This window comes from Undibacterium sp. YM2 (assembly GCF_009937975.1).
Taxonomy (GTDB): Bacteria; Pseudomonadota; Gammaproteobacteria; order Burkholderiales; family Burkholderiaceae_D; genus Undibacterium.
In genome coordinates this window covers 1910761-1925676 of record NZ_AP018441.1, presented here as the reverse complement: position 1 = coordinate 1925676, position 14916 = coordinate 1910761, and the positions used below count along the sequence as shown (strand labels likewise).

Genomic DNA, 14916 nt, shown 5'->3' with positions numbered 1-14916 from the left:
CATTCCTGTCAGGAAGCGTGCTTATCTGAATCAGGATAGAGGTTGCGATTTTGGTGCTCAGCCAACCAGCCTTGACATAAGAATTGAACAATACTGCTTGCCTTGCCACGCATGAACCTGAAGCCATAAGGCAGCTTGTCCATTGCCAGTGCAACCAGTATTTTCTCTGCCCTGCCCCTCGCAGCCTTGACCAATGAGGCTGCCGGAAAAACAGTCAATGAGGTGCCGACCACAAGGACCTTGGCCGCTGTGGTGATGTGCCTTCTGGATTCTTCGAGATATTCAACATCTTCACCGAACCAGACGATATCAGGGCGAAGTTGAGTACCATCTTCACAGAGCTGCCCCAATTGTATGGGCGCTGCATCAATACGGTAACGCCTGCGCGCTTCAGAAGTGCCGCGTGCATGGTTCAATTGTCCGTGCACATGAATGACGTTTGAAGAACCAGCTCTCTCATGAAGATCATCAACATTCTGGGTGATCACAACAACTTCGTAAGCTGATTCAAGTTCAGCAAGAGCAAGATGTGCGGCATTGGGTTGTGCCTCGGCTGCCTGCAACCTGCGTTCATTATAAAATTCCAGCACGACTTCAGGATGGGCACGCCAACCGCTTGGACTGGCCACCGCTTCCCATGAATAGTTATGCCACAGGCCATTTGCATCACGAAAAGTGGGAATTCCGCTCTCGGCGCTGATGCCTGAACCTGACAAGACAACTATTTTATTTGTTTGTATTTCGGCTTTCATAAGCAATGTTGGCGCGCTGAAGGAATTTTTTCGTGAAAATTCAACGCCACGGTATCAAGTGAAAGTTCAGCATATCATATGTCGAAAAAAAACCGCCGGAGGTAGCTCAGGCACCAACACTAAATTCATAAGTTTCCAGAACTCGCCAGGGATCATTGCCGCTTTGTTCTATCAGACAAATGCTGGGAAAAACAAGCTGCAAGGGTGTCGGCAGGTTAGCCGCAACGTCAAGAGAATTGCCGGGAGCCTTGGGGTTTCTGGGATGAGCCAGAGTCAGGTGTGGGCGCTGAGCCCTGATGTTTTTTGAGTCCAGCACAAACTCGCGCAGATGAAAAAATGCATCCTCCCCTGCTATGCAATGCATGATCAGGCCGTGCTCGTAGAATATTTCTGCAGGAGCGAAACTCAGGGATATGGCAGGCAGGTGCAAGTTTTGCAGCCTGCTCCTCATCGCGGGTAAATCCCCCAGCTCATCTTCGCGACATAAAGTTATATGTGCCGGGATAAGACTGCTCTGCGCAGGATCGACTACTCGCCGCACTTGCTCCAACTCTATGGCGGCTTGCACAGGTACAAACATGCTCAACTGCTGACGTGAATGTAGCATGGCCGAAATCAAAGGAAAATCAGGATTATGACTTAAAAGTCTCCAGCCATTTTTTCTCAGACGCAGTCAATGTTTTTTGCAGCATGCGCTCCGGCACTTCCCAGACTACGACTTTAGGTGGCTGGGTTTTGAATTCCTTGCTGTTCAGGTAGGCGTAGGCAGCCCCATCAAAATCGCCACCATCCTTGGCCAGGTTGGCAACCGGGGCGCCGAGATGCTGACTCAGGAAAGGAACAAAATTTGCAGCGCGACTAAAGGATGTGCCAACCAGGGCCACGGTCGGCAAGCCTGCATCGCCAAACAAATCATCACTGGCGACTGCTACGGGTGCGACCTTGCTGACCTGGGTGACTTCTGTCGCTGGGCGCATCCATGCTGGCAAGCCTTCAAGATTGGAAACGCGCATGAGGTCGCCTGATCGCTCGGTCGTATTGCTTTGTATGGCTTTGGGGTCAGGTGCATTTGCTGGCTTATCGACCAGCTTCAAAGATTGCAGGCGGTCTGCCAGGGTCGTCGCTGCAACGTTGGCACCGCGCTCATTCCAGTGTGAGTCGCTGCGGTAATAACGTTCTTCTTTCATGGCTGACAAAGCCGGCGCAAAGTTCAGCACTTCGACCTTGTTACTTGCGAGGGTACTGACCCAGTCATTCAAACGATTGGCAAATGCTGCGGGACGATGCAAGCCACACAGATGATCTTCTTCTATGCGGGTTTTGTCGGGCACGACAGCAACCACCAACTTGATGCCGCGCATTTGCAAGTCAGCAGCGGTTTGGGTGATAATCCTGGCCCTGGCGGCGGCATTCTCTGCTGCATGCGCGTAAGGGGTCAGCTCATCCGACAAGAACAACCAACCATCGCAGCCACGGCGCACAGAAGCGCCGGTATCACCGGCGATAGTCCAGGTGACGCCACGTTCAATTTTTGCGAATGGTTTACTTAACAGGAAGTGCTCATTCAACTGGGTTGAAAACTGCCGCGTTGCTTCGCCATCCAGCAAACGGTGTATTTTACCTATGCCTTCCCATTTTTCTTCTGGTACTTGGCGCAAGGATGTCTGGGTAACAGCAAAGCCACCCAGCATGATGACGCCAAAGGCAGCAACGGGGATAAAGCGTGTCCAGCCAGCTTTTTTGGGATCAAAACTAAAACACTCACTCATGATGATCTCCTAAAACTGGAAATACAAAAATGGAATTGCTTTTTGCCCGGCCAGAACCACGACAGCATAAGCAAAAGTCAGCACTGGCCAGGTCATGCTCCAGCCCGCAAAACCGAGGCCGCCCTGCTTGCCAATTTTGGTGGCAGGATAAACCACGCAAACCAGACCAAGCACAAAGGTCAGGATGATGCTGGGACGCAGCGCCTGGGCAATGGCATCACCCATGGCAACACCGTGCATACCGAACTGGCCTGCCCAGATATCGGTGGCAGTAGCAAAGCTCTCAGAGCGGAAAACTGTCCACGCCAGCATGACGACGAATAAGGTCAAGGTGCGCGACAAATAATTGGGCATGGACAAACCACGCTGAGTAAATGCGCGGTCACAGCACAGCGCTGTGCCCTGGATGATGCCCCAGATCAGGTAATTCCAGTTTTCACCACCATGCCAAAGTCCGCCGATTGCCATCGTCAGCAAGAGATTGATGTAGGTGCGGGTTGGTCCACCACGATTACCGCCCAGGCTGATGTAGAGATAATCACGCAACCATGACGACAGCGTCATGTGCCAGCGCCGCCAGAAATCCTGTATCGACACGGCCAGGTAGGGATTATTGAAATTTTCCTGGAAATCAAAACCCAGCATCAGGCCCAGACCTATGGCCATGGCGCTGTAGCCGGCAAAATCAAAATACAGTTGCAGAGTGTAGGCGGCACAGGCAGTCCAGGCATCGATCAAACTTGGATTATGCAAGCCAAACCCCAGGGTCACTATGGGTGACAAAGTGTCGGCAATCAAAACCTTCATCGAAAAGCCGACCATGAAACGGCGCACGCCGGCAGCAAACTTGTCTATGGAAAAAACACGTTCACGCAATTCGGTGTCGATGACCTTGTAGCGCACAATCGGGCCAGCGATCAGATGTGGGAACATCGCCATATAGGCGCTAAAAGAAATGATGCTGTACTGTGCATCCACGGTTTTGCGGCGCACATCAACAATATAAGAAATCGCATGCAAAACCGTGAAGGACAAGCCTATCGGCAGCATCAGGTTTTCCCACGGTATGGTGGGCATGTCGCGGCCAGTCAAAATGGTATTGAGTGAATACACCAGCATATTGGTGTATTTGTACCAGACCAGCGAAGACAGATTGAGGACGATGGCAATCACCATCAAGCGGGTCTTGCGTTGTTCGCTCTGGCTCTTGTCTATCAGTATTGCTGCACCCCAGGCAAGTACCGTCAGAGCGATAATCAGCAACAGGAATTTTGGTGTCCACCAGGCATAGAACAACCAGCTGCCTACCAATAAAGTGTGATTACGAAAGCGCTGGGGCGTGACGAGATAAAGCGCAAAAAACAGGGGTAGAAAGAGAGTCAGAAACTCCAGGGACGCAAATACCATGGCCAGAACCCGTAATCAGATCAGGACGTACTGTCGCGTACAAAGAAAGTCTGGCGTGCTTTTTTGCCAGGCATGACAACCACGCTATAACGCTCACCTGGTTGCAACTGCCCCAGGTCTATAGTTTTACCCACGTCCTTGGCATCACAAATGGCCTGGGTTTTCAGGCTGATGGGATTGACAAGGCGACGCTGCAGGCTGGCTGGTTTCACTGCTTCCAGTATGGCGGTATTTTTTTCTGCCACATTCAAACCAGCGGCATTGCAAGTGCTGTCCAGATTGAGCAAGGCAACCGAGGCTTTGCTGGCATTGAAATCTGTCGGCGTATCTTTTACCACTACAGTCGCTATGCCTGCGCCACTACTAACAATCGCTACAGTGACAAATTCACCCGGTTTGGCAACGACTTCGACAGAAGTCTTGGCGTTACCGACCTGCACATTGGCTGCCAGCCTGGCGCCCGCCTTGACGGGGTAAAAACGGGAAACCCTTGCGTCACCCTGGGCAGCCAACGCCACTTTGGCGGCACCATTGACCACACTGGCTTTATCTTCGCTTGCATTGAGAAACCTGACAAAGGATGAATCCTGGGCAGGCCCGGTTTCATACAGAGGATTGTCAGCATGTGCCGCCAGGGTCAGGGCTGAAGTCAGGCAAGCAAAGATAAGCTTTTTCATGTGGGTCAGAGTCCGTAATTATTTTTTGATGGTTTGCAAAACCGCAGGGGAAGAAATGGCATTGCCAATTGCAGTGCCCCAGGCTTTATAACCAGCCAGATCAAAATGCTGGCCATCAGAAGATGCCCATTCACCCGGTTTGGACATGGTCAGAGAATCGATATACGTACAAGGAGCGACGATCTCGGACAAATAGCCCGACATTTCTTTTGCACGGGCAAAAGTCTTGTTGAACTTGCCGCCTTCGGTACCCCAGGCTGGGCCTACCCAGACGCAACCTACTGCATTGTTTTTAACGCCTTTGGTCAGGCGGGAGACCTGTTGCCAGATCCATGTCTTCGGCAATTCGGGTGCGGCATAAGATGCCATGGTGTCGCCATTGACGACGACCACCAGATTAGGCTTGTAGGTTTTAACCAGCTCATTGAAGGGGCGGGTCATCGCGTCTTGCCCGGTTTTCACTTCTACCGGACCATCCTTGATACGGGTCGCACCACCGCAAGGTGACTGACTTTTCACCATCCAGTCACCGGCAGCAACACCGCAGGCACCGAAGGAATACACGACTGCACCCTTGCTCATCAAATCATCGTGCAAAGTGGTGATCAGGTAATCTGGGGTGGACATGTGGCTATCGCCAATGATCAGGACGGTCAGTCCGGCTAACAGTGCGCTCATAGTTTGTATTCTTTACAAAATCATTTAAAAAATATTCGCTGTTGAGTGCTTCATCATTTCTGGAAGACTTATCAGGCGAACTTCATCTGCAAAATGTTTCATTTATTAACACTTGATTGCATTTGCTTACAATTCCATCGGAATTTCGCGCAACCGCGGCGCTAATCACCAAATATTTATGCAAATACAGCAATGAAATCTAGTTTAAACAAACCAATATGAAATTCCAGCTAGTTGACGAAAGTTCACAAATGCAATTTTCCTTGCGGCAACTTTATAAAAATACTCCTTGTTGCGAGGGTGATTCCTTGTATCTGCCTAAAACCATCATTTGATGCTAAGCTCTGGGAGAAGGCAGTAACAAGAAGTGCAAGATCTTCTTTTATGGGCAAACCCAAGTAAAAAGGGTCAAATTTGCCTGCTCCCAGAATTTAATATGGGAAGCCTCGATTAATCCCTTATAATTAAGCAGTTATGACAAGCGGCGGCAAGCTTAACTTGCTGCCCGTTTTATTTATGGCTATCAAACATTTCCTGCAGTTTTCCGATTTCAGCCTGTCCGAGTTTGAATACGTGATGCAGCGTGCCCGCATCATCAAACAGCGTTTCAAGGCTTATCAGACCTACCACCCTCTACTGGACAGAACCCTGGTCATGGTGTTCGAGAAAAACTCGACACGTACCCGCCTGTCCTTTGAAGCAGGCATGCACCAGTTAGGCGGTGCAGCGATTTACCTGAATACCCGCGACAGCCAATTGGGCCGTGGTGAACCGGTAGAAGATGCTGGCCAGGTCATGTCACGCATGTGCGACATCATCATGATCCGCACCTTTGAGCAAGAAATGATAGAGCGCTTTGCCGCGAATTCGCGCGTACCTGTCATCAATGGCTTAACGAATCAGCATCATCCCTGCCAGGTACTGGCCGATGTGTTTACTTATATAGAACACCGTGGTTCCATCACCGGCAAAAAAGTGGCATGGATAGGTGATGCTAATAATATGCTGTACTCCTGGCTGCAGGCCGCCCAGGTATTCAACTTCCACCTGCACATCTCTACGCCCAAAGGCTACGACATTGATATGGCGCAGGTGACGGCAGACCCGTCGCAATACACGGTATTTGACAGCCCGTCCGACGCTTGCGCAGGTGTCGACCTGGTGAATACTGATGTCTGGACCAGCATGGGTTATGAAGATGAAAACCAGGCCCGCCTGAAAGCCTTTGACGGCTGGATAGTCGACGAAGCCAAGATGGCCCGCGCCCATCCCGATGCCCTGTTCATGCACTGCCTGCCCGCGCACCGTGGTGAAGAAGTATCTGCCGGTGTCATCGATGGCCCACAATCAGTAGTCTGGGACGAAGCCGAAAACCGCCTGCATGTGCAAAAAGCCTTGCTGGAATATTTAGTGGTGGGCGAGATTCGCTGATACGGTATTTTTTGGGAAAGACCTCTCAACACAGAGGCACAGAGACACAGAGAAAAACAGGAGAAAATCTTGTCAAAATTGAGATTTAATCTACGTCAATAAAGACTGTCTTAATTCAATGTCTCTGTAATCGTTTTATATTGGAAGCGGCAAGATCAAATAAAGGGTAATCGTAAGAGCTAAGTCGCAGATAAATGTTTGATGTTTTTCTCATGCCTTTCTCTGTGCCTCTGTGTCTCTGTGGTGAGCTTTTTGGTCTTCAGCATAAAGTTAGTTTAATTTTGAAAGCACATCATGAGCGATACTAAAAAAGTCGTCCTCGCCTATTCTGGCGGTCTGGATACCTCTGTCATTTTGAAATGGCTGCAAGATAATTATCAGTGTGAAATCGTCACTTTCACTGCCGATCTGGGCCAGGGCGAAGAGCTGGAACCGGCACGTGCCAAAGCCATCAAGTTTGGTATCAAGCCTGAAAATATTTTTATCGATGATGTGCGTGAAGAATTCGTGCGCGACTTCGTCTTCCCTATGTTCCGCGCCAATACGGTGTATGAAGGTGAATACCTGCTGGGTACGTCCATCGCCCGTCCACTGATCGCCAAACGTCTCATCGAAATCGCCAAAGAAACTGGTGCAGACACTATTTCCCACGGCGCGACTGGCAAAGGTAATGACCAGGTGCGTTTCGAGTTGGGTGCCTATGCGCTGATGCCAGGTATCAAGATCATCGCTCCATGGCGTGAATGGGATTTGCTGTCCCGTGAAAAACTGATGAAATATGCTGAAGATGCAGGCATAGAAATCGACCAGAAACATAAAAACGGTGGCGCGCCCTACTCCATGGATGCCAACCTGCTGCACATCAGTTTTGAAGGACGTCACCTGGAAAACCCAAGTGCCGAGGCTGAAGAATCCATGTGGCGCTGGACTGTCAGCCCTGAAGCTGCACCAGACCAGCCAGAATATCTGGATGTAGAATTTGAACGCGGTGACATCGTTGCCCTGAATGGTGTACGCATGTCGCCAGCAACCGTGCTGACAGAATTGAACCGCCTCGGTGGCAAGCACGGCATCGGTCGTCTGGACCTCGTGGAAAACCGTTATGTCGGCATGAAATCCCGTGGCTGCTATGAAACGCCAGGCGGCACCATCATGCTGCGCGCCCACCGTGCGATAGAATCCATCACCCTGGACCGTGAAGTCGCTCATCTGAAAGATGACCTGATGCCACGTTACGCCAGTCTGATTTATAACGGCTACTGGTGGGCACCTGAGCGCGTCGCTCTGCAAACCCTGATTGACCATACTCAACACACAGTTAATGGCTGGGTACGCCTGAAGCTGTACAAGGGCAATGTCATCACGGTATCGCGCGATTCCAAAACCGATTCGCTGTTCGACATGAACATCGCAACCTTTGATGAAGATGGCGGCGCCTACAACCAGGCAGACGCTGGCGGCTTCATCAAGCTGAATGCATTGCGCATGCGTATTGCTGCCAATGCCCGCGCAAAACGCGGTCAGTAATCACCTGAGTTTATTATCCCGCACGACCCGCCCATTCATTTGCGCGGGTCGTTTTTTCTTGGAATCTAAAAAATGTCTACCCAATTTGATCAAGTCAGTGTCGTTAAAAAAGCCAATCTCTACTTCGATGGCAAATGCGTATCCCACACGGTTTTGTTTGCCGATGGCAGCAAAAAAACCATAGGCGTGGTCTTTCCTTCCAGTCTGGTATTCAATACGGCGGCTGCCGAGATCATGGAAGTAAATGCAGGCAAGTGCCGCATACGTTTGCAGGGTGAAACGGAATGGAATACCTATGAAGCTGGCCAGCAATTCAACGTCCCGGCCAATTCACGTTTTGAAATCGAGACTATTGATACACTCGATTATGTCTGTCATTTTATCTGAGTAGTCTAATTCAGCAGAAAGTCAGCAGAAAGCCGACGATGGCAATTCCGTCGGCTTACGCCAGGCTTGCACTTGCAAGACAATCAGCGCCTTGCACTAATGCAGTTGCTGTAATGCTGAATCCAGAACCTCAGGTTTAAAACCGGCTATCTGGCGGTTGCCAACCAGTATCAGCGGTACGATCTCTCCTTTCAACTGCTTGAATTCCTTGCGTGCCTGCTCTGATTCATTAATATCAAATTTGACGTAGGTGATATTTTTCGCCTTCAGGTATTCCTGGGTTTTGGCACAATATGGGCAAGTAGCTGTCGCATACAGCACAACCTTGGTCTTTGCATCAGGGAAATACGCCTTGTAATCCCCTTCAATATAAGCCGGCGTCAGCCAGCGAGGAACATTGGCCGCTGCCAGCCCTACGGCCAGGCCAGCGATAAGGATCAAAGCGTATGAAGCGATTGATTTCAGTCTCTGTTTCAGCATTTTTCCACCTTCCATTGATAAGCCAAACAACGATTGCAGGCCAAGCCTTGATGAACTGCAATCAAGTTTCCATGGCCTGAGTCACGACCAGCAGTTGTGAACAATATTCCGGCCAGGCAAATATTGTCAATATAAATATTTAATAAGTATATTCAATAAATAAATATTGACCTATTGATATTGTTAACCTAGCATCAACGCGTTGAGATTACTCTCGACACAGCGACATTTGACTTTCACACAACCCCAGGAGTCAGTAATGAGCAAAATGAAAAAAGCATTGTTTACATTTTTTGTCGGCGTTGGTATCGCTTTCGGTTTCGCAGGCAGCGCATCTGCCCTTATCCCATGTGAGGTTTGTGTAGCCTGGTTTGAAGAATGCCAGAATGGCAATCAAGATTCTTGCAATCTGTTCTACACACCACGCTATCGTTGCGGTGGCTGCGTAGGCTAATATCAGCCTCGCTCGTCAGTTCCGCCTGCCGAGATGTAACAGCCTGGTGTGGGTACCAATGCCAACACAGGCTGTTCTGCAAGAGTACTTGCTTCCTCCCGACCGCCCCCTCCCGGTTACATAAACCTGACGATCAATACGCCGAATGGTCGCGACTGGCACCACCCTGAGCATTACTTAAAAATCTTCCCAATACGGTTGCTCACCAAAACAAGCCTTCAGATGAGCGATAAACAATTGTGCCTTGGCAGTATGCGAACGCCCGGGCATGCGCACTGCGTGTATGCCTGTCCGTGCAGCTTTGGCTGGCATGGGCAAGTTGGGGAACAAGAGTTCCAGTCTGCCTGCGCGCAGCATGTCGCACACCATCCAGCTGGCAAGATGCGCGATACCCATACCCGATACTGCGGCAGCGAGCAGTGCTTCGGTATCATCACTTTTGAAATTGCCTTTGACTGGCAAGGCCGCCTCATTCCTGACACCCGCAAAACTCCACCAGCCATATGGCAAGGGTGACGATGCGATATTGAGGCAATTGTGTTGCAGCAATTGTTCGGGAGAGGCTGGCCGCCCATGCGCAGCCAGATAAGCCGGGCTGGCACAAGCCAGCCGGTTAATCGGTGCCAGCCGGGTCGCAACTAGGTCACTATCAGGTAGCACACCTATGCGTATCGCCACATCTACCCTGCGCGTGAGCAAATCAACGAAATCATCACTGAGATGCAAATCTATCTGCATCAAAGGATAGCGCTCAAGAAAACTGGCCAGTGCCGGCACCACATGCATGCGGCCAAATGCTGCCGGCGCTGTCACGGTCAACAAACCTCGCGGATCAGCATGCAGGTCAGCCAGTACATGCCTGGCCTCCTCCATTTCAGCAACGATGGTACGGGCACGCGGCAAAAACTGATTACCGGCATCAGTCAAAGTGATGGAGCGCGAACTGCGGGCAAACAGCCTGACACCCAGATCGGCCTCCAGCGCATCAAGCTTGCGAGTAATGGAAGAGACCGCCAGATCATGACTGCGCGCGACAGCGCTGAAGCTGCCCTCGGTGGCTACCGCGATAAAGGTTTTGATTTCATCCAGCATGATGATGCTACTTTCTGGCCAAGCCTGACCTATCTTTGCTTATTTTGCAAAATACTTATTTTATCTGGCTTGATCTTACCGAAATACGCAATCGATCACAATGGCGTTGCTATTCAAACCCAGGCATAAGAAGAACCCACGAGGACAAAGTCAACGCTATATCTCATTTGAAGCAGATGCAGAATTGAGGTGAGGATGCAGGCAATAGCTATGAGCCTGAAGAAGATATCTGCATGAAGCATGTTCAGCAAAAAATACCGCTATAACAATTGACATTGTGAAACTTACACAACTAATATGCAGTTTGTTTTTTTGCAATGGAAATGCATGTAAAGCCAGCATGTTTTTCAGCACAAGCAATACCAGGCAATACGGTAGGCGGTCACTCACAAAGGTTAGTCGGAATGAAATTATCTTTATTACTGATAATAATACTAAGCTCTTCGTCCTGTATCGAGGCGCAGGCCCAGATTAATATAGAAGGAAGAAAGGCCCGCCCACGCGCAGAGTGTGAGCGCTTATGTAATGAAGGATCTATTGATTTCGCACATAACCGGAAAGGTCTAGATAAAATCCGGACGGAAATTGAAAAAGAAAAAGATCCTGCAAAACTCAAAGAGCTACGCAAAAAAGAAGAAAACGAACTGGAACGTGTCAAAGACAAAGTTGAAAAATCCTGCGCATATATTTGCGAGGGCAATCCTGACTAAATCTGAGGTCTAATTAGTATTTGAATAAATTCATAATCACACTCTTCTATGGCAGGAGCGAAGCCTGCGATGAAGTCGTTTGTCAAAAATAAAATGAGATTAAATCGAATGAAAAGATTTTTATTGCTGGCATTGATATTAAGCGCATTGCCTGGTATGAACGCTCAGGCGCAGTTTAGCCCCGAAGGCAGGAAAGCGCGTCCACGTGCAGAGTGCGAGCGTGTATGTAATGAAATATCCCCTGATTTCGCAGTCAATCGAAAAGTACTCGACATCATTCGCGCAGAAATTGAAAAAGAAAAAGAGCCAGCAAAGCTAAAAGAGCTACGCAAAAAAGAAGAAGCTGAACTGGAACGCGTCAGAGTTAAGGCAGAAAAAGACTGCACAAAAATGTGCTCGCACAATCCAGAATAAACCTCGAGGTTTTACTGTCGGTAATTGACCATTAATTGTAATACTCTCTTGCGAGGATTAGACTTCTGAAAAACTGTATGTATATCCGCATCACCGCGATGTCCGGCTTGCTGCTCGCCAGCAGCCCAGTCTGGTCACAACAAAATACTCCTGCTGTTCCACCTGTCAATGTGGAAGCTCAAAAAGTGCAACAGGTAGAGATCAACGGTGCGCCAACAGATATAGAAGCGAACCGCGAACTGGCAGCAGGCAAACTCATCATAGGTCGCCAAAAAATTACCAATATTGGCTTGCAAAACGTGAATGAATTGCTCAAACGCGAGCCCGCCATCACCATAGGTAAAGATGGCCGTTTGAGCTTGCTAGGCTTGCCCGGTTACACTCAGATTCTCGTCGATGGATTACCTGCAATAGGTAAAAACCCGCTGGACCTTGATCTCAGTGAAGTGGAGCAGATAGAGATTATTAAAACTACCACCGCCGAGACCGGACCGTTTGGGATTGCGGGGACTATAAATGTCATTCTGCGTAAACATGTACGCAAAAACCAGCAACAACTGAATCTGGAAGTCAAAAGCATGGGCGGTGAGCATGGCGGCTCTGCCAATTGGCTTATGAACCAGTTTAGCCAGGACAGCCCGCTTAGTCTGATGGCCAGTGTATTTTTACAAAAAAACCAATCGCCTGGCAATGCGCAAGACACGCAAATATTGATAGCAGGATCACAGCTATTACCTCAATTTACTGCTAGCCGTCACAATCTGAATGAGAATGAGGCAGCAGCTTTGAGCGGAGAAGTTGCCTATAAAACTGAAAATGGCAGTTTGAGTTTCAAGCCCTCTACCGGGCAAATCAATTCCAATAAACTCAATGAAGAGCAACGTCTTTGGACAAGTGGGCAATCGTTGCAGTTGACCCAAACTTCTTCCGCCTCACTACGCAGCTACCGGCTTCCATTAAACTGGCAGTACGAGAGTGAGGAGTTGGGTAACATCGATGCTAATCTTGTCTGGAATGATGGCCAGATACGAAGTAATTCCAGCACCCTTCTGAATGACCAGGATAATGCTGCAAGCAATGGCTTAAGACGCCAGGAATGGCGCGATGATAATTGGAATTTGCTTTTGGCAATCAACCACCAAAAACACCTCAGTGGTGGTCACAGATTAAAGACCGGTTTGCAAGTCAGCCGTGATCAGCATGAGACCAGAACCAGCTATTTGCTCAATGGTGCCATCGACACCAGCCTGCTTGCATTGGGAAACATGACCAGCATACGGGAAGATAAATGGCGGGCATTCATCCAGGATGACTGGCGCATAGATAAAAACCTGGCCATGAATACAGGCCTATCATCTGAGGAACAGCGCTTTGACCTGACCGAAAACAATCTCACAAGCCAGTCACGTTTTCGCGTGTGGTCGCCCTCTTTACATGTGACAAAAAAACTGGAAGGTGATCAAAGACGTCAGTTGCGGGCATCGTTGGCGCGCAGCTTCAAGGCGCCAGAAAGCAATCAATTGATGCTGCAGCCCTCAGTCAATTCGCTGGCTCCCTGTACCAACATCAACGGCTGCGGCGCTAATACCATCGATACTGCGGACAGTAGTGGTAATCCCGGTTTACAGCCGGAACGTGCATTGGCGCTGAATCTGGCGTATGAACATGGCTTGAGCCGGGATAGCCAGATCAGCCTGGAATTTTATGCGCGCCAGATAGATCGCAAAATCGGCAAGGAAATTGTATTGGCGCCGGTGCCCTGGGCCAATGTGCCGCGTTATGTACAGCGCCCTGCCAACCTGGGTAGCGCCAGCGTGCAGGGTATTAACCTGGACTGGCGTGTGGCTATGCGTGACTTGTGGTCCACCTCTCCCAAGCTGGATGTGCGCGGCAGCCTCGGCTGGGCGCACTCGGTATTGAGTGATGTTCCAGGGCCAGATAACCGACTGGAAGGACAGTTGCCATGGCGTGCCAAACTGGGCATGACTTTTGCGATGAGCGATGCGCCTGTCAAAATTGATGTCGATGCCAACTGGTTGCCCGGCGACTGGCTGCGCAATAACCTGACGCTGCGCACCTATGAATCTCACCGCACCACATTGACGGCGAATGCCATCTGGACTGTCAACCCGCAATGCCGCCTGGTGCTGAACCTCGATAATCTGCTGGCACCTGATACCCAGACAGTAAGGGAATATTTCAATACCAGCAGCACTGTACGGACCAGCACGCAAAAAACCAACTATGCGCGTATTGGGCTGCGGATGGAATTCAAACTATAAGGAAAAAACCAAGAGCGCAACAATCATAAGTTCTTGAGGCCAGATTCAGCCATCAATCAAATTCATCCTGACGGGAATAGGAATAAGCGGTTTCTAAGATTTTCTTGCCTGATAAGCCTCGATTTGGGGCAACAGCACAAGCCGTCTGGCCAGACTGGCAGCAGACCAGTATAAGTCCCTGTCGTAGTACTGAGCCATCACGGGTATGGTTCCAGCCAGATTTAGCCATGGCTGTTTTGATTCGGTATAAATATGAATGTCTGGCGGCAGGTGGTCTGGCTGATCAAGCGTACCTACCCGTACAAACCTTAGCAAAGGCCCGGCACCCGCATAATTGCTCCAGATGGCAATCCGACAATGTGGGCAGCGCGCAATTTTCTGGCCTTTGCCACTGGCTGATGGCGTCTCCACCAGTTCAGGTTCTGCCCCGGTGTGAATGACACGGTCAGCCTCTATCATGGCATTCAGGGCAAAGGCAGTGCCGCTTTCACGCTGGCACCAGCGGCAATGACAGCAATGTACGATCAGCGGCGCACTGAGCATGCGATAGCGCAGCATGCCGCAATCACAACCACCTTCGAGTGGGTAAATCGATGCAGCCGTCATCTTTGCCAACTCCTCATTAATCGATGTCTTTGCCCGATTCAGCCCTGAACCTGCGCAGCTGATTGCCTGGTCTCGTTTACAAATGCAGACCAAACCGTCCAAGTCCAAGAATACCGATGAGGCCTATGGCTATCAGGTAAAGCGCCACGATGAAGCTGACGAGCTTGGGTTTGATCAGTATGCAAATGCCAGCGACAAGGGCAAGGATGGGCATCAGGGACAGGTGTATGTTCATGTATCACTATTCTAA

The 14916-nt window shown here is 49.8% G+C and carries 17 protein-coding genes; 7 read left to right on the top strand and 10 right to left on the bottom strand.

Going from position 1 to position 14916, the window contains the following annotated elements; genetic code table 11:
• Positions 1–8: 8 nt before the first annotated feature.
• From UNDYM_RS08590 to UNDYM_RS08565, 6 genes are all read right to left on the bottom strand, one after another.
• A complete protein-coding gene (locus tag UNDYM_RS08590) occupies positions 9–752 on the bottom strand; it encodes a Sir2 family NAD-dependent protein deacetylase (protein ID WP_162040683.1) in 744 nt (247 codons plus the stop codon).
• Positions 753–858: 106 nt separating this feature from the next.
• Positions 859–1359 carry a 2'-5' RNA ligase family protein gene (locus tag UNDYM_RS08585; RefSeq protein ID WP_162040682.1) on the bottom strand — a complete coding sequence of 167 codons (501 nt, stop codon included), beginning with the start codon at positions 1357–1359 and terminating at the stop codon, positions 859–861.
• A 25-nt stretch (positions 1360–1384) separates the two neighbouring features.
• Entirely contained in the window at positions 1385–2521 is a 1137-nt protein-coding gene (locus UNDYM_RS08580; protein WP_162040681.1) for a cell division protein FtsQ, read from the bottom strand.
• A 9-nt stretch (positions 2522–2530) separates the two neighbouring features.
• Positions 2531–3928 carry an MBOAT family protein gene (locus UNDYM_RS08575; protein ID WP_162040680.1) on the bottom strand — a complete coding sequence of 466 codons (1398 nt, stop codon included), beginning with the start codon at positions 3926–3928 and terminating at the stop codon, positions 2531–2533.
• Between the two features lie 20 nt (positions 3929–3948).
• Complete coding sequence (locus UNDYM_RS08570; RefSeq protein WP_162040679.1) at positions 3949–4605, bottom strand: alginate O-acetyltransferase AlgF; 657 nt, start codon at positions 4603–4605, stop codon at positions 3949–3951.
• Between the two features lie 18 nt (positions 4606–4623).
• Positions 4624–5283: an SGNH/GDSL hydrolase family protein gene (locus UNDYM_RS08565; RefSeq protein WP_162040678.1), complete on the bottom strand. Its 660-nt coding sequence runs from the start codon at positions 5281–5283 to the stop codon at positions 4624–4626.
• Positions 5284–5799: 516 nt separating this feature from the next.
• Here UNDYM_RS08565 and argF point away from each other — a divergent pair.
• The 3 genes from argF (at position 5800) to UNDYM_RS08550 (ending at position 8628) form a co-directional block, all read left to right on the top strand.
• Positions 5800–6714 carry an ornithine carbamoyltransferase gene (argF, locus tag UNDYM_RS08560; protein ID WP_162040677.1) on the top strand — a complete coding sequence of 305 codons (915 nt, stop codon included), beginning with the start codon at positions 5800–5802 and terminating at the stop codon, positions 6712–6714.
• 294 nt (positions 6715–7008) lie between these two features.
• Positions 7009–8241 carry an argininosuccinate synthase gene (locus UNDYM_RS08555; protein WP_110257440.1) on the top strand — a complete coding sequence of 411 codons (1233 nt, stop codon included), beginning with the start codon at positions 7009–7011 and terminating at the stop codon, positions 8239–8241.
• A 72-nt stretch (positions 8242–8313) separates the two neighbouring features.
• Positions 8314–8628: a pyrimidine/purine nucleoside phosphorylase gene (locus UNDYM_RS08550; RefSeq protein WP_162040676.1), complete on the top strand. Its 315-nt coding sequence runs from the start codon at positions 8314–8316 to the stop codon at positions 8626–8628.
• Between the two features lie 96 nt (positions 8629–8724).
• Here the strand turns inward: UNDYM_RS08550 and UNDYM_RS08545 are convergent, their stop codons facing one another.
• Entirely contained in the window at positions 8725–9108 is a 384-nt protein-coding gene (locus UNDYM_RS08545) for a glutaredoxin family protein (protein ID WP_162040675.1), read from the bottom strand.
• A gap of 259 nt (positions 9109–9367) precedes the next feature.
• On the opposite strand from UNDYM_RS08545, the gene UNDYM_RS08540 reads away from it, so the two are divergent.
• Positions 9368–9562 carry a hypothetical protein gene (locus tag UNDYM_RS08540; protein ID WP_162040674.1) on the top strand — a complete coding sequence of 65 codons (195 nt, stop codon included), beginning with the start codon at positions 9368–9370 and terminating at the stop codon, positions 9560–9562.
• Positions 9563–9739: 177 nt separating this feature from the next.
• Here the strand turns inward: UNDYM_RS08540 and UNDYM_RS08535 are convergent, their stop codons facing one another.
• Positions 9740–10654, bottom strand: coding sequence for a LysR family transcriptional regulator (locus tag UNDYM_RS08535; RefSeq protein WP_162040673.1), 915 nt, complete (start codon positions 10652–10654; stop codon positions 9740–9742).
• A gap of 404 nt (positions 10655–11058) precedes the next feature.
• Between UNDYM_RS08535 and UNDYM_RS08530 the strand changes: the two genes are divergently transcribed.
• The 3 genes from UNDYM_RS08530 to UNDYM_RS08520 all read left to right on the top strand — a co-directional run bounded on the left by UNDYM_RS08530 (position 11059) and on the right by UNDYM_RS08520 (position 14060).
• The gene (locus UNDYM_RS08530; RefSeq protein WP_162040672.1) at positions 11059–11364 is read left to right on the top strand and encodes a hypothetical protein; all 306 of its coding nucleotides are present in this window, start codon (positions 11059–11061) and stop codon (positions 11362–11364) included.
• Positions 11365–11472: 108 nt separating this feature from the next.
• Positions 11473–11778, top strand: a complete 306-nt coding sequence (locus UNDYM_RS08525; RefSeq protein ID WP_162040671.1) for a hypothetical protein — start codon at positions 11473–11475, stop codon at positions 11776–11778.
• Positions 11779–11855: 77 nt separating this feature from the next.
• Entirely contained in the window at positions 11856–14060 is a 2205-nt protein-coding gene (locus tag UNDYM_RS08520; RefSeq protein WP_162040670.1) for a TonB-dependent siderophore receptor, read from the top strand.
• Positions 14061–14153: 93 nt separating this feature from the next.
• Here the strand turns inward: UNDYM_RS08520 and UNDYM_RS08515 are convergent, their stop codons facing one another.
• Both UNDYM_RS08515 and UNDYM_RS08510 read right to left on the bottom strand, forming a co-directional pair.
• Positions 14154–14666, bottom strand: coding sequence for a GFA family protein (locus tag UNDYM_RS08515; protein WP_162040669.1), 513 nt, complete (start codon positions 14664–14666; stop codon positions 14154–14156).
• Positions 14667–14742: 76 nt separating this feature from the next.
• Positions 14743–14901, bottom strand: coding sequence for a DUF3096 domain-containing protein (locus UNDYM_RS08510; protein WP_162040668.1), 159 nt, complete (start codon positions 14899–14901; stop codon positions 14743–14745).
• Positions 14902–14916 lie beyond the last annotated feature (15 nt).